At 70.7% G+C, this 16,817-nt stretch carries 12 protein-coding genes and 1 pseudogene; 9 read left to right on the top strand and 4 right to left on the bottom strand.

Annotated elements, in window-relative coordinates; genetic code table 11:
* Positions 1 to 342 precede the first annotated feature (342 nt).
* The 3 genes and pseudogenes from ACPFP2_RS25865 to ACPFP2_RS25855 form a co-directional block, all read left to right on the top strand.
* Positions 343 to 894 carry a hypothetical protein gene (locus tag ACPFP2_RS25865; RefSeq protein ID WP_424092263.1) on the top strand — a complete coding sequence of 184 codons (552 nt, stop codon included), beginning with the start codon at positions 343 to 345 and terminating at the stop codon, positions 892 to 894.
* Positions 895 to 1,344: 450 nt separating this feature from the next.
* Positions 1,345 to 1,632: a hypothetical protein gene (locus tag ACPFP2_RS25860; RefSeq protein WP_424092262.1), complete on the top strand. Its 288-nt coding sequence runs from the start codon at positions 1,345 to 1,347 to the stop codon at positions 1,630 to 1,632.
* Positions 1,633 to 1,761: 129 nt separating this feature from the next.
* Positions 1,762 to 2,102, top strand: a pseudogene (locus ACPFP2_RS25855) (transposase); the annotation flags it as partial.
* Between the two features lie 338 nt (positions 2,103 to 2,440).
* Here ACPFP2_RS25855 and ACPFP2_RS25850 read toward each other — a convergent pair.
* Positions 2,441 to 3,697 carry an MFS transporter gene (locus ACPFP2_RS25850; protein WP_424092260.1) on the bottom strand — a complete coding sequence of 419 codons (1,257 nt, stop codon included), beginning with the start codon at positions 3,695 to 3,697 and terminating at the stop codon, positions 2,441 to 2,443.
* A 193-nt stretch (positions 3,698 to 3,890) separates the two neighbouring features.
* Between ACPFP2_RS25850 and ACPFP2_RS25845 the strand changes: the two genes are divergently transcribed.
* Entirely contained in the window at positions 3,891 to 4,775 is an 885-nt protein-coding gene (locus ACPFP2_RS25845; protein ID WP_424092258.1) for an aminoglycoside phosphotransferase family protein, read from the top strand.
* Between the two features lie 180 nt (positions 4,776 to 4,955).
* Here the strand turns inward: ACPFP2_RS25845 and ACPFP2_RS25840 are convergent, their stop codons facing one another.
* Entirely contained in the window at positions 4,956 to 7,091 is a 2,136-nt protein-coding gene (locus ACPFP2_RS25840; RefSeq protein ID WP_424092256.1) for a glycogen debranching N-terminal domain-containing protein, read from the bottom strand.
* Positions 7,092 to 7,237: 146 nt separating this feature from the next.
* On the opposite strand from ACPFP2_RS25840, the gene ACPFP2_RS25835 reads away from it, so the two are divergent.
* The 5 genes from ACPFP2_RS25835 (at position 7,238) to ACPFP2_RS25815 (ending at position 12,654) form a co-directional block, all read left to right on the top strand.
* Positions 7,238 to 8,230: a LacI family DNA-binding transcriptional regulator gene (locus ACPFP2_RS25835; RefSeq protein WP_424092254.1), complete on the top strand. Its 993-nt coding sequence runs from the start codon at positions 7,238 to 7,240 to the stop codon at positions 8,228 to 8,230.
* A gap of 40 nt (positions 8,231 to 8,270) precedes the next feature.
* Positions 8,271 to 9,518 carry a sugar ABC transporter substrate-binding protein gene (locus ACPFP2_RS25830; protein ID WP_424092252.1) on the top strand — a complete coding sequence of 416 codons (1,248 nt, stop codon included), beginning with the start codon at positions 8,271 to 8,273 and terminating at the stop codon, positions 9,516 to 9,518.
* 65 nt (positions 9,519 to 9,583) lie between these two features.
* Positions 9,584 to 10,714, top strand: coding sequence for a carbohydrate ABC transporter permease (locus ACPFP2_RS25825; RefSeq protein WP_424092250.1), 1,131 nt, complete (start codon positions 9,584 to 9,586; stop codon positions 10,712 to 10,714).
* On the top strand, positions 10,711 to 11,592 hold the full coding sequence (locus tag ACPFP2_RS25820; protein ID WP_424092249.1) for a carbohydrate ABC transporter permease: 882 nt from the start codon (positions 10,711 to 10,713) through the stop codon (positions 11,590 to 11,592). Before ACPFP2_RS25825 ends, ACPFP2_RS25820 begins: the two co-directional genes overlap by 4 nt.
* A 108-nt stretch (positions 11,593 to 11,700) precedes the next feature.
* A complete protein-coding gene (locus ACPFP2_RS25815) occupies positions 11,701 to 12,654 on the top strand; it encodes an FAD-dependent oxidoreductase (protein ID WP_424092248.1) in 954 nt (317 codons plus the stop codon).
* Positions 12,655 to 12,840: 186 nt separating this feature from the next.
* Here ACPFP2_RS25815 and ACPFP2_RS25810 read toward each other — a convergent pair whose 3' ends face one another.
* Both ACPFP2_RS25810 and ACPFP2_RS25805 read right to left on the bottom strand, forming a co-directional pair.
* The gene (locus ACPFP2_RS25810) at positions 12,841 to 14,994 is read right to left on the bottom strand and encodes a sigma-70 family RNA polymerase sigma factor (RefSeq protein WP_424092246.1); all 2,154 of its coding nucleotides are present in this window, start codon (positions 14,992 to 14,994) and stop codon (positions 12,841 to 12,843) included.
* Positions 14,995 to 15,335: 341 nt separating this feature from the next.
* The coding region (locus ACPFP2_RS25805) for a pectate lyase family protein (RefSeq protein ID WP_424092244.1) at positions 15,336 to 16,817 on the bottom strand (1,482 nt) is incomplete at its 5' end.

Here is a 16,817-nt window from a genome sequence, read left to right as displayed (position 1 = left end):
GTAATCAGGCGTCGCTGCCCCCGCCCTGGCTGGCGCCGGCTCTCGTCCTGGGCTCGCTGACGCCAGTCGGGGCGGTCTTGCCGCATCGACGTAAGGCATTGAGCTCTGTCGTGCTGGCGTCGGTTTGGATTCTGCAGGCTGAGACTCGAATCCCACCCCCACCCCTCTGGCCAGGGCATCTGGCGCGGTGACCTCTTCGGGGCGCCCGAAGGCGTCAGCACCGGCGGCTCCAGGTTGCAGGTCGGCGCCGCCCGCACATGCCGAGTTGAGTATGTGGAACTGGTCGCGATCAGGGCTTGCGATTCACCTCTATGCTGAGATGAAATCCCTAAGGGAGCAGGCATGGATGTTGCTGCAGCGGTACAGACGATCGGCGGCGTTGCTTCAGTTGTAGTAGCGGCAGCTGCTCTTGTCGTCGCCTTCCGAGTCGAAAAGAGGACAGCATCGAGATTTCAGATGCAGATGGACGTTACCGAGAGGATTACAGCAGCGAGCATTCAACCCGTGCTCGGCATCCTTACATCAGAGTTCATGGATTATAAGGCCATCAAGATCATAAACTATGGAACAGGCACGGCGGTCATTACGGCGTCGGAAATATGCAAGGATGGCCGCAGAGTACGCAACATGGCGCAACTATTCGAATTCGATCGCCCGATCATATGGAAGAACTACTGGACTTTTCCCGAGTCGGACTTCTACCTGCGGTCCGGCCAAGAGCTCACGCTGGCGAGCATCACGCATGAGTCTGTCGAGAAGCAGTTTGACGGGAGCTCCGCTGACTCGGTCATGGAGGCGTGGCAGAAGCAATTGGACGGCATCGAGATCAAGCTGTCGTACCGCGACGTCGCCAGGTTGCGCGAGTATGAGTATCGTCGAACTTTGAAATCTTAACTGGGTTGAACGACATGCAATGGTTGGACTTTCTGTCGGGGAGGTCGACACAGGCCCAAACGCGGAAATCGACACACTCCCAGACCTGATCTCGCGCTCTCACCTGCTGCTGCTCCCGGCGTCGGCGAGGTTTGCGGACACCTGGACGCCGTCGGCGTCGATCTGCACCGTCCCGCTTTTCGCTGTGATTACGGGCAGCCGGCGGGAGTCGAGCCGAGTCCGGTTACCTCTTGATCATCTCTCGCAACGCCGCGTACGCTCCCGTGACATCCAGCAACGGTGACCGCCCAAATCGAGGGGGACTAGCTAATGCGTAGATGCGTCATCGGGGTTGCTGCTGCGGCCGCTATCGCCAGCTTGGCAAGTTGCTCTGGGGCCGACCGTCCGAAGGTCCACCCCACCGCCTCGGCCGTAACCACCCCGAGCCCCGCTGCCCCGACTGCCGCTGGTGTGGCTGTCAGTGCCGATGACTACGCCCAGGATGCATGCATCCGGGTGGCAAAAGCCTCGCGTGATGCGGGCGAACCGGACCCAGCGCTGATGCTCTCGATCGGTCAGGCCGCCGCAAAATCGTCCTACATCGAGGTCAACGTCCGGGGAATGGTGCTGCTCGAGTACGCACAGAAGACGATTGCCGCGAAAGGTCGAAGAGATGAGGCTTCGCGGAAAGAGCGCATGATTACCGCCGCGATCCAAATGACCGCTGTTTGTGAATATGTCGGCATCACGCGTCAGTAAAGCGGCGGCGTTCATCCTGTTCAGCTGGAGGAGTCGGACTTAGAACTCCTAACTAAATGATGTTGGGCGTGTCCTCGGGACGTGAGGATCGTTCTGTCTGAACGTGAGGGGGGTGAGCAGCCGCCGTGGATCGTCTCGGACGATCTGTGGGCCGAGATCGCGCCGCTGCTGCCACCCCGGCCGCCGCGCAGGCACCGGTCCCGGGCCGCAAGCCCCTCGACGATCGGAAGGTGTTGTGCGGGATCCTGTTCGTGCTCTGCACCGCGATCCCGTGGGAGTACCTACCCCAAGAGCTCGGGTTCGGGTCGGGCATGACCTGCTGGCGCAGGTTGCGGGACTGGAACGACGCCGGCGTCTGGCAGCAGCTGCACGAGGTCCTGCTGGGCAGACTGCGGGCCGCTGGCCAGTTGGACATGTCCCGGGCGGTGATCGACGGCTCCCACGTTCGGGCGCTTAAGGGCGGCCCAAAACCGGTCCGAGCGGTGACGGTGCCGGTGGTGGCGGCCGGGGGAGCGGCGGCGCCGCCGCGGGCCCCACCGGCGGGTCCGTCGACTGCTGCACGAGTCCCTCGCCTCCCGAACCGGATGCGGTACTGCCGGCCCCGGAGGCGCCGCTGCTCCGGGAACGCGGCCGGCTCTTCGTCGCCGGCACGCGGGCCCGGGAGGCGCTGCCCTTGCCGTGGACCGGTCAGCCAGTCCCTTCCTACCGGTTGCCGCGAGCGAGCTGGTACGGCCGGCGCGAAGATGAGCGAGCCAAATGCGTCATGGTGCCGATGACGCCTGACCGGCCACGTCGACAGTGGCCCGGGTCATGGCCGGGACGCAATCCACCATGCCGTGGTCGCGGTGACTGCGACCACTGCGCTGAACACGAACGGCGCCTCCATTCCGATCGTCGACGTCAGCACACCGCCGAGCAACGCACCTGCGGCGGCGGCACCGAAGCTCAGGGTCCGGCCCGCCGCCACCACACGGCCGAGCAGCTCTCGGGGCACCAGACGCTGACGCAGCGACACGACCGTGACGTTGAGTACGGCGAACGAGCCACTCGTGACCACGATGACGAGCACCGCGGCCCACATCTGCGAGGTCACCGCGAGCAGCGCGGGGACACCGGCGGTGCTGGCCAGCGTGCCGGTGAGGACCGCGCGGTGCCGGCGACCCGCGACGAGCCGATCAGCGACGAGCGAGCCGAGTAGACCGCCGAGGGCTCCGACGGCGAGCAGGACACCGAAGCCGGCCGCGCCGGTGCCGAGACGCTCGGTCACGTACAGAACCAGGATTGCGAACCAGGCACTGTCGGCAGCGGCGACGGCGGCAGTGACCACCGCAAGTGTCCGCAGCACGCGATGGCGTGCCAGCCATCGCAAACCTGCCACCACGCCCTGGCCGACCTGCGTCGTCGCCACCACCGGCGGGCGGGCGGCCAGGCTCAGCGGCAGGGTCAGCACGAGCATCACCGCCAGGGCGAGGGACGCACCGTTCGCCGCGAACGGCAGCGCCGCGCCCACCGTGAACAGCGCCGCGCCGACCGGCGGGCCGACGAACTCGTTGCCGACGATCTCGCCGGCCGCCAGCCTCCCGTTGGCGCGCTCGAGCAGTCGCTCGGGCACCAGACCGGGAAGCGCTGTCTGCGCCGCCGTGTCGCGCACGGTCTCCCCGACACCGAGCAGGAAGCTGGCCAGCAGGAGGAGCGGCAGAGACGCCCAACCCATCGCCACAGCCACCACGAGGACGGCCAGGACGATCACCCGGGCGACGTCTGCCTGGGCGAGCAGAGCACGGGCGCCGCGACGGTCGGCCAACGACCCGGCGAGCAGGCCCGTCACCAGCCACGGCAACGCCTGGGTCGCCGTAACCGCGGCCACACCGACCGGACTGGTCGTCAGCGACGCGGCGAGCAGCGGAAACGCGGCCAGCCGGATGCCATCACCGACGTTGGCGAGAGCCGCAGCGCTCCAGAACGTCCAGAACGGCCGCCCCAGCGACACCGAATCAGTGACCACGAAAGGGATCCTGACAGAATCCGCAGGCACCAGAAAGTCCGCCAGAGCCAGCCACCCCATCCGCTTCTACCGGTGGGCTGACGGGCCCCCCGCCGGTCCACAGCGGCCGTCGGGAGAGTCGACGTACGACGGCCCGAGTGGTAGACCAGTCGGGATTCGGATGCCACGGGTTCGGCGCACAGCCCGTGGGCGGGTACCTGTCGACGCTGAGCGGCCCCTCTCGCCCGTCCCGAGCATCGGAGAGGAAGACGGCATGGCCACGGTCGTACCGGACATCGACGCGGTGCTCGCGGCGAGGCTGATCGCCGACCAGTTTCCCCAGTGGGCCGCCCTGCCGATCGTCGCGGCGTCGCCACAGGGCTGGGACAACCGCACGTTCCGGCTCGGTGACAGGCTGGCCGTGCGGCTGCCGAGCGCGGAGGGGTACGCGCACCAGGTTCTCAAGGAGAGCCGCTGGCTGCCGTACCTGGGCAAGCACCTGCCGGTTGCGGTGCCGAAGCCGATCGGCCTGGGTCGCCCCGCGCTGGGCTACCCGTTCGCCTGGTCGGTCAGCGAGTGGTTGGACGGTCAGGTGCTGTCCCGCGCCCGCGTGCTGGACGATGCCGCACTGGCCACGGACATCGCGGCGTTCCTGGTCGAGTTGCGTGCCGTACCCGCCGACGACGGCCCGCGGCCCGGGCCCGACACGGCGTACCGGGGCGGAGCCTTCGCGCACTACGCACCCGAGGCGCGTACGGGGCTGCGGTCGCTGGGTGTGCCGTCGTCGGCCGTCGAGCAGGTCATCGACGAGGCGTTGGCCTCCCAGTGGGGGAGTCCGCCGGTCTGGTTCCACGGCGATGTCGCCGCCGACAACATCCTCGTCGCCGACGGCCGCCTCGCGGGGGTGCTCGACTTCGGCTGCTCCGGGGTGGGAGATCCCGCGTGCGACCTGGTCATCGCCTACACCTACCTCACCGACGAGACGCGGCCGGTCTTCCGTCGCGTTGTCGGGCTCGACGACGACACGTGGCGTCGCGCCCGGGGGTGGGCGGTGTGGAAGGCCGCCGTCACCCTGGCCGACCCGCACGCTCCTGGACTGCGCAGGACGGAACAGGAGCAGGCGTTGCGGTCCGCGCTGCGGGACGCGGCCGCAGCCTGACGGTCGCTGCGCGGCGACGAACCGGCACCGGCGGCAGGAACGGTGCCACTGCCGGGCGGGGACCCGGTGCCGCGGTCGCCGTTCGACCCACCTACGGCTGACCGCCACGCCGACCACGGCAGCAGACGGCCGCCGCGTACGCCGATGAGGGCGGGTTGCGCGTAGCGAAACCTTTCCCGGTCAGCGGGGGAGCGCGACGTTGTCGTCGGCGGAGCGGGGGGCCGGCACCACCGCCTTGCCCGCCACCGGCTCCGTGGTGACGTGCAGCCGCCCGGGCAGCCCGAATACGGCAGTGCTGCCGTCCCGGTCGACGGCGACGTCGACCGGAACACCGGCCACCCGCAGTCCGGTCACGGCGACCGCGCCCAGCTCCGCGCCGGCCAGCGGAGCGAGCCGTACGGTGCCGGCGGGCACGTCCGGGTAGAGCCCGGTGGCTGCCTGCAGCAGCAGCACCGCGGCCGCCGCCGACCACGCCTGGGGCCGGCAGGCGGCCGGGTACGGCGTCGGTCGGCCGAGCAGGTCGCGGTCGTCACCGCCGTACAGCTCGGGCAGTCGGTAGTCGAACGCCTCGGCGGCGCCGAGCAGCCCTTCGGCCAGGCCGAGCGCGGCCTCCCGGAAGCCGGCGCGGGCGAGCCCGGCGAGCACGATCGCGGTGTCGTGCGCCCAGATCGACCCGCAGTGGTACGACAGTGGGCTGTACCCGGCGTCGTCGGTGGACATGGTGCGCAGGCCGAAGCCGCCGGCCAGTGCGTCGCCGGTGAGCAGGGCCGCCACCCGCGTCTCCTCCTCGGCCGACAGCAGGCCGGTGCCGAGCAGGTGGCCGATGTTGCTGGTCAGCGAGTCGACCGGGCGTTTGTCCCGGTCCAGCGCGAGCGCCGGGCGGGGGCCGTGCGGGCCGCCGTCGACCCAGAACGAGGTGCGGAAGCGTTCGGCGAGCCGGGCGGCGTAGCCGCGCCACCGGTCGGCGCCGGGGCGGCCGAAGGCGTCGAGCAGGTCGGCGCCGTTGGTCGCCGCCTGGTACGCGTATCCCTGCACCTCGGCGAGCACGATGGGCGGTGCGGCGAGCCGGCCGTCGTGGAAGCGGACCGCGTCGCCGGAGTCCTTCCAGCCCTGGTTGGCCAGGCCGTGCCCGGTGGTGTCGACGTACTCGACCAGGCCGTCGCCGTCGGCGTCGGCGTGGTCGCCGAGCCAGCCGAGTGCCGCCTCGAGGTGCGGCAGCAGCGGCTCGACCTTCTCGGCGGGCAGCCCCCACCGCCAGGCGTCGTGCAGCAGCGACACCCAGAGCATGGTGGCGTCGACGGTGCCGTAGTACGCCGGTGGCAGGCGCAGCCCGTCGTCGAGGGTGAACTCGCCCCGGCGCAGCTCGTGCAGGATCTTGCCGGGCGCCTCCCCGGTGGCCGGGTCGACGCGGGTGCCCTGGCGCCGGGCGAGCACCCGCAGCGTTCCGGCGGCGAGGTCGGTGCCGAGCGGCAGCATCATCCGGGCCGCCCAGAGGCTGTCGCGGCCGAAGAGGGTGAGGAACCAGGGCACTCCGGCGCCGAGGAAGACGTCCCCGGGGGCGGTGGCGTCGGCGAGCCGCAGTCCGCGTAGGTCGTCCAGCGAGCGGTCGAGCAGTCGGACCAGCCGGCGGTCGTCGGCCCGCAGGTGCGGGTGGGCCCACTCCGGTTCGCCGGCCGGGGCGGCCACCACGGCGCGTGGGTCGTGCACGCGTAGCCGCCATCGGAGGGTGACCGTCTCCCGCGGGCCGAGGGTGACCGGCCAGGAGAGCCGGGGCGCGGCGGCCCGGTCACCGTCGGCGTGTCCGGTGGCGCCGTCGCCGGTGACGGTCACCGTGACGCCGTCGGCGGTCCAGGTGATCTCGCCGGAGGGTCCGGTGCCGGCCTTCAGCGGCGTCGCCGTGGCACCGGACTTGACCACCTCGATCGGGGCGAGGTCGCAGGCCAGGTCGACCCCGACGGTGGCCTGGACCGGTACGGCGGCGGTGGAGACGACGCAGACCTCCTCGTCGAGGCCGTGCGGGCCGACGCGGCGGGTCCGCTCGATGCGGACGGTGGGGTCGGGGCCGGGGTCGCCGAGCCAGCGGGCCACGCCGACGAAGCGTGTGCCGTGCGGACCGGCTGGGCCGTGGGCGAGCGCCTCCGGTTCCCGGTCGTCGACGCGCAGCTCGGCGCGGGAGAGCACCCGGGCGTCGGCGTGGAAGACGCCCTGGACGCCGGTCGGGCGGATCTGCCCGGCCCGGTCACCCAGCGCGCTGGTGGGGGCGAGGACCGTCCCGACCAGCTCGTGCAGCAGGGGTTGCAGGTGGCGTTCGGTCACGGGGGTGTCTCCAGATCCTGTGGGGTGCGGACGACGTCTTGACAAGCCGTCCCGGGCGGTGCAAAGTGCCAAACATTCCGAGGGATTTGAACGATCCAATAATGCCTCATCGGAATTGGATCGTTCAAGACGGCGAGAGGGATCACGTGTCCGACAAGGTCACCATCGCGACGGTCGCCGAACGCGCCGGGGTCAGCCGGCAAACGGTGTCCAACGTGCTCAACGCCCCGCACATCGTGCGGGAGGAGACCCGCCGCCGGGTGCAGGACGCCATCGCCGCCCTCGGCTACCGCACCAACCAGGCCGCCCGCCAGATGCGCACCGGCCGCTCCCGGCTCATCGCCACCCGGATCGAACCCACCCGCGACGGCATCAACGGCTCGGTGCTCGACCGGTTCCTGCACGGGCTCACCGAGACCGGAGAAGCCGCCGGTTACCGCACCATGCTCTACACCGCCACCGACGCCGAGCGGGAGATCGCCGTCTACGACGACCTGCTCGGCTCCTACGACCTCGACGGGTTCGTGCTCACCGGCACCGACCACGGCGACCCCCGCACCACCTGGCTCGCCGAACGCGGCGTACCCTTCGTGACCTTCGGCCGACCCTGGGACGACCTCGACGCGCACTGCTGGGTCGACGTCGACGGCGCCGCCGGCACCGCCCAGGCCACCAGCCACCTGCTGGCCTCAGGACACCGGCAGATCGGCTGGATCGGCTGGCCCGCCGGCTCCGGCGTCGGCGACGACCGCCGCGCGGGCTGGCACGACACCCTGCACGCCGCCGGCGTCGACCCGGCCGGACTGGCCAGAGAGACCGTCGACGGCATCGGTGAGGGCGAGCGCTGGGCCCGCGACCTGCTCGCCATGGCCACGCCGCCGACCGCCCTGGTCTGCGCCAGCGACTCCCTCGCGCTCGGCGCCCTGCAGGCCGTACGCGAGGCCGACTCCCCGGTGCCGGTGATCGGCTTCGACGACACCCCCGTCGCCGCCGCGATCGGTTTGACCAGCGTCAGCCAGCCCCTCGGTGATGCCGCCGCCCGCTGCGTCGACCTGCTCACCGCAGTCCTCGACGGCCCGCACCGCACCCCCGCCCCGGTGCTGCTCCAGCCCACGCTGGTGCGCCGCTGCACCGCCTGACGTCCCCCGCGCACCGCATCCCCCACCACCAGGAGAACAGATGACACCTCGATCCCTCACCCGCGCGGCGGTGGCCGGCCTCGCCGCCGTCGCCCTCTTCGCCACCGCGGCCTGCGGAAGCGGCTTCGACGACGACAGTTCCGACGTCGCGCAGTCCGGCGGACCGGCCAACCTGCAGATCCTGATCGGCTCCTCCGGCGACGCCGAGACCAAGGCCGTGCAGGACGCCGCCGCGAAATGGGCCAGCAGCTCCGGCAACCAGGCCACCGTCACCCCGGCCCAGGACCTCACCCAGCAGCTCGGCCAGGCCCTCGCCGGCGGCACCCCGCCGGACGTCTTCTACGTCGACGCGGCCCGCTTCGCCGACTACGCCAGCGTCGGCGCGCTCGAACCGTACGGCGACCGGATCAGCAACCCCGACGACTTCTACGACAGCCTGCGGAGCACGTTCACCTACGACGGCAAGCTCTACTGCGCGCCCAAGGACTTCTCCACCCTCGCCCTGCAGATCAACACCGAACTGTGGACCAGGGCCGGGCTGACCGACGCCGACGTGCCGACCACCTGGGAACAGCTCACCACCACCGCCCGAAAGATCAAGGCCAAGGGGCAGGTGCCGCTGGCCCTCGGCGACACCCGCGACCGCATCGGCGCGTTCCTCGTCCAGAACGGCGGCTGGCTGCTCAGCCCCGACGGCAAGCAGCCCACCGCCGACACCCCGCAGAACGAGGCCGCCCTCAGCTACGTCAAGTCACTGCTCACCGAAGGACTGGCCCGCTTCCCCAAGCAGCTCGACGCCGGCTGGTCCGGCGAGGCGTTCGGCAAGGGCAAGGCGGTCATGACCATCGAGGGCAACTGGATCAAGGGCGCCCTGCAGAACGACTTCCCGAACGTCAAGTACACCGTCGTCGAGCTGCCCGCCGGCCCGAAGGGCAAGGGCACCCTCTCCTTCACCCAGTGCTGGGGCATCGCCGCCAAGTCGAAGTACAAGGACCAGGCGATCAAGTTCGTCGAGGCGATGACCGCCGGCGAGCAGCAGATGACCTTCGCCAAGGCGTTCGGGGTGATGCCGTCCCGGCAGTCCGTCCGCGACCAGTACACCACCGCGTTCCCGGCCGACAAGCCGTTCATCGCCGGCGCCGAGTACGCCCAGGGCCCGGTCAACGCCCCGAAGATGGACAGCGTCGTCGGCGACCTCGACACCGGCCTGCAAGGCCTGGCCAACGGCAACCCGAAGACCATCCTCACCACCTTCGACAAGAACGCCAAGGCGGCACTCGGCGGCTGACGTGACCCACGGGGGCGCCGCCCGGCGGCGCCCCCACCGGCCACGCGCGAATCGAAGGAGGGGAGATGGCAACCGAAGCACTGGCGGCGCCGGCCACCGCGGGTCAACGCCGCCCACGCCGTACCGGACGCGGCATCCGAAGCAACGAGAACCTGGCCGGCTGGCTCTTCGTCGCCCCGGTCATCGTGATCCTCGGGCTGTTCCTGCTGCTGCCGATCCTGATGGCGCTCTGGGTCAGCCTCACCGACTGGAACGGCCAGGGCAGCCCGTTCACCACCGGCGTGCCGTTCGTCGGCGTCGACAACTACACGACGCTGTTCACCGAGGACGGGCTGGCCCGCCGCGACTTCATGACCAGCATCCGCAACAACATCTACTACGTCGCGATCGTCGTGCCGGCGCAGACCGTGCTCGCCCTCGGCCTCGCGCTGATCGTCAACAACCGGATGCTGCGCGGCAAGGCGTTCTTCCGCAGCGCCTTCTACTTCCCCTCGGTGACCAGCTCGGTGGCGATCAGCGTGGTCTTCCTGTTCCTGTTCGCCAACTCCGGCGCGGTCAACCAACTGCTCGGCGTCTTCGGCATCGACGGTCCCCAGTGGTTCGCCGACTCCCGCGGGGTGCTGCACCTGCTGCTCGGCGTGCTCGGGCTCGACACCGCGCCGGCCGTCCTCGCCGACGGCGGCCCGTTCGGGCTGAGCTGGTGGGACTGGCTCGCCGGGCCCAGCGTCGCGATGATCTCGATCATCGCCCTGGTCGTCTGGACCACCTCCGGCACCTTCATGCTGATGTTCCTGGCCGCGCTCCAGAGCGTCCCGGTGGCCCTCGACGAGGCCAGCACCCTCGACGGCGCGTCCCGCTGGCAGCGCTTCCGCCACGTCACCCTGCCGATGATCAAGCCGACCACGTTCCTGGTGCTCACCCTCGGCCTCATCGGCTCCTGGCAGGTCTTCGACCAGGTGTACGTGATGAGCCAGGGGGAGCCGGCCAAGACCACCCTCACCCCGGCGTACCTGTCGTACCGGACCGCGTTCCGGGACTTCGACTACGGCTCGGGCGCGGCCATCTCGTTCGTGCTGTTCCTCATCATCATCGTGCTCACCCTCGTGCAGCGCCGGGTGATGGCCGACCGCGACACCGACGCGCCCACCGGCCGTCGTCGGTGGCGTCGGCGCGTACCAGGAGGGTCGTCGTCATGACCGCGCTCACCACCCGGCCGCCGGTCGCGGCCCGCGACCGCCGCGCCGCGCGCACCCTGGCCAGCCGGATCCTCGGGTACGCCGTCCTGATCTTCTTCGGGCTGGTCTTCCTCTACCCGTTCGTCATCCAGCTCGGCAACTCGCTCAAGACCGAGCCGGGCGCGGCGGCGAACCCGCTCTCCCCGTTCCCCGACCCGGTGAGCACCGCCGGCTTCGAACGAATCTTCGCCGGCACCAACTTCCCGCTCTGGCTGGGCAACTCGCTGCTGGTCACCGTGCTGGTCACCCTCGGCCGGGTCTTCTTCGACTCACTCGCCGGCTACGCCCTGGCCCGGCTACGCTTCCGCGGCCGCGCCGGACTCTTCGCCGCGGTCATCGCCGTGATGGCCGTGCCCGGCGTCGTCCTGCTCATCCCGAAGTTCCTGGTGCTCAACCAGCTCGGCATCTACAACAGCTACGCCGGGCTGATCGTGCCGCTGCTCGCCGACGCCGCCGGCGTCTTCATCATGAAACAGTTCTTCGAGTCGATCCCGGTCAGCGTGGAGGAGGCCGCCCGCATCGACGGCGCCGGCATCTTCCGCACCTACTGGTCTGTGGTGCTGCCGATGGCCCGCCCGGCGCTGATCACCCTGACCATCCTGTCGTTCCAGGGCTCCTGGAACGAATTCCCGCACAGTCTCGTCTCCGTCCAGGACCCGGACCTGTTCACCCTGCCACGAGGGCTCGCCGACCTGGTCAGCGGCTCACTCGGCAAGGGCACCCAGTACCCGCTCAAACTCGGCGCGGCGCTGCTGGCCACCATCCCGGTCGCCGTCCTCTTCGTGATCTTCCAACGGTACTTCGTGCGCGGCGGCAACGAGGGCGCCGAGAAGGGCTGACGACACCGGGCCGCCGGCGGGCGTCGCGGGCCCGTGATCCGGCCTGGACGGCGGCCGGCTCGGACCGTCACCATCCGAACACGACGGTACGAGCCACGGGAGTGGGCGATGACGGCGGCAGACGTGGTGGTGGTCGGTGCCGGGGTGGTCGGGCTGACGGCGGCGGTCACCCTCCAACGGCGGGGCGCGCGGGTCACCGTGCTGACCGCCGACGACCCGGCGGGCACGGTCTCCGCGGTGGCCGCCGCGGTGTGGTACCCGAGTCACGCCGACGAGGATCCCCGGGTGCTGCGCTGGGCCCGGGAGACGTACGCGGAGCTGCGCCGCCAGAGCGCCGACGGTGTGCCGGGCGTGGTGGACCGGCCGACCCGGATGTGGCTGCGCCGTCCGTACGCCGCACCGCCGTGGTGGGCGGACGCCTGCGGCGACCTGGTGGCGGAACCCGCCGTTGCGCCGTACACGGCGCTACTGCGGTTCACCGTCCCCGCGGTGGAGATGACCCGCTACCTGCCCTGGCTGCGACAGCAGCTGGAGGCCGGCGGCGGCCGGGTCGTCCGCCGTCGCCTGGACCGGCTCGCCGAGGCGTTCGACACCGCGCCGACGGTGGTCAACGCCACCGGCCTGGCCGCCGGCCTGCTCGCCGACGACCCGGCCGTCCACCCGGCGCGCGGACACCTGGTGCTGGTGGCGAACCCCGGCCTGACCGTCTCGGTACGCGACGAGGACGAGCCGGCCGGCATCACCTACGTGCACCCGCGCCGGCACGACGTGGTGCTCGGCGGCACCTACCAGCCGGGAGTGGGGCACACCCTGCCCGACCCGCAGGAGGCGGCGGCGATCCGACGCCGCTGCGTCGCGCTGGTGCCGCGACTCGCCGACGTGCCGGTGCTCGGCGAGCGGATCGGTCTGCGGCCGGCCCGGCACGGCGGCCCCCGCGTCGAGGTGGACCGGGCCGGACCGTCCGGCGGCCGGCTGGTGCACGCCTACGGGCACGGCGGAGCCGGGGTGACCCTGTCCTGGGGGTGCGCCGCCGAGGTGGCGGACCTCGCCCTGGCGTTCTGACCGGCGGTGACTGTGGGGGCACCGCCGTGACCGCACTCGCCGCGATCATCGCGGCGGCGCATCCGGCGACGCCTGCTGCGAGCACGGCCCGTCGTGTCGACAGGAGTCTCACCTGTACGCCTCCCTGCTCCGGCCCCGGGCCCGGGCCCTCGGAGTGTCAGGCCGACAGGCATTACAGAAATCTGCTCAGGCAGGGAACATCCGCGCGCCGATGCCGTCGCGGGTACGGAGGTAGTCGGTGCTCGGTAACCTGCCGTCCGGCGGCCGTGCACCTTCGGCGATCGAGGGGTTCGTCGACCGGAACGCCGATCGGGTCCACCGTCCGCCGTCCCAGGAGTTGCCGGCGGAATCGACAGCCGAGCCGAGGTTCACCGGGGTCTTGTTGTCGACGGCCAGGTTCTCCCGCGCGACACCCCTGGCGTCAGGCAGGTCGAATCCTGCCCCGCCGTTGTCGAAGGCGGTGTTGAGGCTCAGGCTGAGGTTGCCCCGGTTGGCCTCGGCGCCGAAGCCGTGGCCTCGGTTACCCCAGGCGGCGTTGTCGCGCAGCCGGTGACCGGACCGCGTGGTGGTCGGCCCGCCACCCAGCGAGAACCCGTACCCGTTGCTGTCCCAGTCGGGCACCCGCCACCGGTTCAGCCCGTTGCCGTACGACCAGTTGCCCTCCACGGTGAGCGGGCTGTCGAACGCGCCGAAGTCGAAGCCGTCGTCGGCGTTGTGGAACGCCCGGTTGCCCCGCAGCACGTTGCCCTGGCCGGCACCGAACTTCACCCCCAGGCCGATACCGGCACCCCCGTTGTCGGCGGGGTCGTAGTTGCGGAAGAAGTCGCTGTCGAGCACCTTGTTGCCGACTGTCCCGAGATCGCGCAGAGTCAGCCCCGAACGCGCGTTGTCGTGCATGGACAGCCGTTGGAAGATGGTGTACGAGCAGGCGCTGCACACCCAGGCGTGGCTGCGTGAGCCACGGACCTCCAGGTCCTGCACGGTCCAGAAGCCCGTCTGCTGGTGTACCGCCCACTCGCTGGCGGGCAGGCCGGCCGCGTCGAGGATCACCGGTTCGTTGCGATAGGCGCTCAACACGATCCGGCGGCCGGCCGTACCGCTGGTGGTGATCTTGACCGGTCGGGTGAGCCGGTACGTGCCGGCGCGCATCGCGATGGTCTGCCCCGGCCGGACCACCTCGACCGCCCGGTTGAGGGTGGCGAAGGGACGGGTCAGGCTGCCGTCGCCGCTGTCGCTGCCGTCCGGCGCGACGATGATGTCGGCGCTGGCCACGCCCCTGGTCGTGCCTGGTGGCCGCGACGTGGGGGCGGGCGAGGGTCCGGTGGGGGACGGTGTCGGCCGCCCCGCTGTTGTCGCGCTCGGACTCCGTGCGGGGGGTGCGGCGACGCCGTCGCCCCGATCGCCGGGCGCGACCAGCACGGCCAGGGCGAGTACGACGACGGAAACCACCGCAGCCGCGCCCGCGACGATCGTCTTGCCGGCGTACGACTCGGCGGCGCCCTGCCCCGCGGTCAGCGTCCCGGGCGTGACCAGTTCCGCCTCGACCGCCGCTCGCAGGGCCGCCGCGACCCCGACCGGCACCGCAACGGCCGTCAGACCGGTCAGCAACTGCTCCGGTGGCACCAGCTCCCTGCTCATGGCTGCGCAGAACTGGCAGGTGCGGACGTGACGCGTGAACCGCTTGCGCCACAGGCCTGTCGTCGTGCCGTCCCAGGAACGGGTCAGGATGGTCAGCTCCGGGCATCGGGGGCGATGCCGCAGCGCCGCGACCACGGCGCGGGCGGAGTCGAGCTGGGTGCGCATCCGGTGCAACCGGACGGCGACGTGGCCCTCGGACGTGCCGAGCGCCGCCACCACGTCGGGACGACTCAGTTCACCGGTCGCCTCCTGCCACCACAGCGCCATCAGCTGCCGGTTGTCGACATCGAGCCAGCGGGTCGCCTCCGCCAGCTGCCGCCGTTGTCCGGTGAGCAGGAGTTCGGCGACGGTCCGGTCGGCGAAGTCGCCGGTCGGGTCCGGCAGGTCCTGCCCCCGCTCGTGCAGCGGCACCTCGGCTCTGCGTCGCCCGCGCCAGTGATCCTGGATCTGCCGGTAGGCGATCGACACCACCCAGGAGGTGAACCGGTCCGGATCCCGCAGGTCGGGTAACCCGCGAATGATCCGTACCAGGCAGTCCTGTACGACGTCGTCGACGTCGGCGTGGCCGTTGAGCGCCCGCCCGACCAGGTTGTAGATCAGGGGAAGGTGCGCGGTGAGCAACTGCGAGACCGCGGCGCTGTCGCCGGCCCGGGCGGCGCGCGCCAGCCCCGTGGTCGCCGGGTTGCCCGGACTGTTCCGCACTGCCCCGCACTCTCTCGTGCCTCATGTGCCGGGGACGGTCCCGCCTGCGTGAGGTGCTGCGGCGGGTGCGTCCGACGGCCAGGCAACACAGGCCTCTGGAGATGCTCAGCCGTCATCGGCGACATCGATCGGTAGGCATGCTCACACGGATCGACACAACTGTAAAGGCGGCAGCGTTGGTCCGCCCGGGCCGGATCCGAGGGGCAGGGCCGTCGTACGTGGCGGCCCTGCCCCTCGGTCGCGGTGCGGATCGGTAGCGGCGGCGGTCGTTGGTGCCGATGCCGGCGAGTTGCTACCGCCCGCGGGTCCGGGGTTGCCGGACGGGCGGTGAGACCGCGCTGCTACCCGGCGTACGTCTCGAACTCGGCGACCTTCGGCGTGCCGTTCGAGCTGTTGATCTTGAAGGTGATCTTGGTCAGCGAGGTCCGGGGAATGCTGATGACGCCCGCGCCGCTGCCGGAGGCCAGGACGGCGCCGGTGTTGTAGTTGATGACCTGCCAGGATCCGATGGAGCCCTGGGTACCCGACGGCTCACGGATGACGACCGTGGAGACCGTGGTGGCCGAACCCCACTTGATGGAGACGGATCCGGTCGAACCGGAGGGCGACCAGTAGGTGCTCAGGTTGCCGTCGCGCACGTTGCCGTAGCTCGTCCCGTCGGCCTTGCTGGAGCCGTCGGAACCGGCCCCGATGCTGAGGTTGGTCCCGCCGGGCTGGGTCGGGCCCGGGGTGGGGTTGGTCGGCGTCGGCGTCGGCGTCGGGCTGGTCGGGCCCGGGGTGGGGTTGGTCGGCCCCGCCGTGGGCGACTGCGGGGTGCAGTTGCCGTCCGACACCTGCAGGCCCTTGTTGGCGCCGGCGGTCTGGCTGATGACGCCGGGCACGCAGTTGGCCCCGTCGAGGCGGTAGGAGTAGGGGATGCTGACGGTGGTGTTGGACTGCGGGTTGGGGCCGGCGGGGTTGTGGTCGCTGCTGCGCGCCGACCAGGTCACGTTGTCGAAGGTGTTGCCGCTGACCTGCCAGTAGCCGGCTTCGCTGGTGTAGAAGGTGCCCAGGACGTCCTTGGAGTCCTTGAAGTAGTTGTTGTCGACCTTGGCCTTGGCGCCGGCGCGGGAGTTGATGCCGGACTCGTGGAGGTTGACGTAGTGGTTGTTGTAGATGTGGGCGATGCCGCCGCGCAGCAGGGGCGTGCGGGAGTCGATGTTCTCGTACTTGTTGTGGTGGAAGGTGACGAAGCCGTTGGAGCGGTCGCTCTCGCTGGAGCCGATGAGGCCGCCGCGGCCGGAGTTGCGCAGGATGCTGTAGGACAGCGTCACGTACTGGGTGTTGTTCTTCATGTCGAAGAGGCCGTCGAAGCCCTCCGACTCGCCGCCCGAGGCCTCCAGGGTGACGTGGTCGACCCAGACGTTGCGGACGTTGTCCTCCATGCCGATGGCGTCACCGCCGTTGGACGTGGGGGAGCCCGACTTCTTGACGTTCCGGACGGTCACGTTCTGGATGATGATGTTGCGGGAGTTGCGGATGTGGATGCCGAGCTGGTCGAAGACCGCACCGCCGCCGACACCGAGGATCGTGACGTTGCTGATGTCCTTGAGTTCGATCAGCCCGTCGGCGGTGTTGCAGCTCGCACCCGACACCTTGCTGGTGTTGCCGTGGTTGATGGTCCCCTCGACCTGGATGATGATCGGGGTGCTGCTACTGGCCCGACTGCACAGGGCCGCGTGGATCGCGGTCCCCGTCGTGGCCCGCACCGTCTGCCCACCCGCGCCGCCGGTGGTCCCACCGTTCTGGGTCGCGAAGCCGGTGACGCCGCCGACCGCTGCCGA

Source organism: Micromonospora citrea (genome assembly GCF_049629545.1).
Lineage (GTDB): Bacteria > Actinomycetota > Actinomycetes > Mycobacteriales > Micromonosporaceae > Micromonospora > Micromonospora citrea_A.
The sequence above is the reverse complement of the archived record's forward strand: the minus strand, read 5'-3'. Positions and strand labels throughout refer to the sequence as shown.

What these genes read in the sequence shown, in the direction of transcription:
- ACPFP2_RS25865 (WP_424092263.1), top strand. Translation starts at nt 343, where the DNA reads ATGGATGTTGCTGCAGCGGTACAGACGATCGGCGGCGTTGCTTCAGTT.
- ACPFP2_RS25850 (WP_424092260.1), bottom strand. Translation starts at nt 3,697, where the DNA reads ATGGGGTGGCTGGCTCTGGCGGACTTTCTGGTGCCTGCGGATTCTGTC.
- ACPFP2_RS25845 (WP_424092258.1), top strand. Translation starts at nt 3,891, where the DNA reads ATGGCCACGGTCGTACCGGACATCGACGCGGTGCTCGCGGCGAGGCTG.
- ACPFP2_RS25830 (WP_424092252.1), top strand. Translation starts at nt 8,271, where the DNA reads ATGACACCTCGATCCCTCACCCGCGCGGCGGTGGCCGGCCTCGCCGCC.
- ACPFP2_RS25825 (WP_424092250.1), top strand. Translation starts at nt 9,584, where the DNA reads ATGGCAACCGAAGCACTGGCGGCGCCGGCCACCGCGGGTCAACGCCGC.
- ACPFP2_RS25820 (WP_424092249.1), top strand. Translation starts at nt 10,711, where the DNA reads ATGACCGCGCTCACCACCCGGCCGCCGGTCGCGGCCCGCGACCGCCGC.
- ACPFP2_RS25815 (WP_424092248.1), top strand. Translation starts at nt 11,701, where the DNA reads ATGACGGCGGCAGACGTGGTGGTGGTCGGTGCCGGGGTGGTCGGGCTG.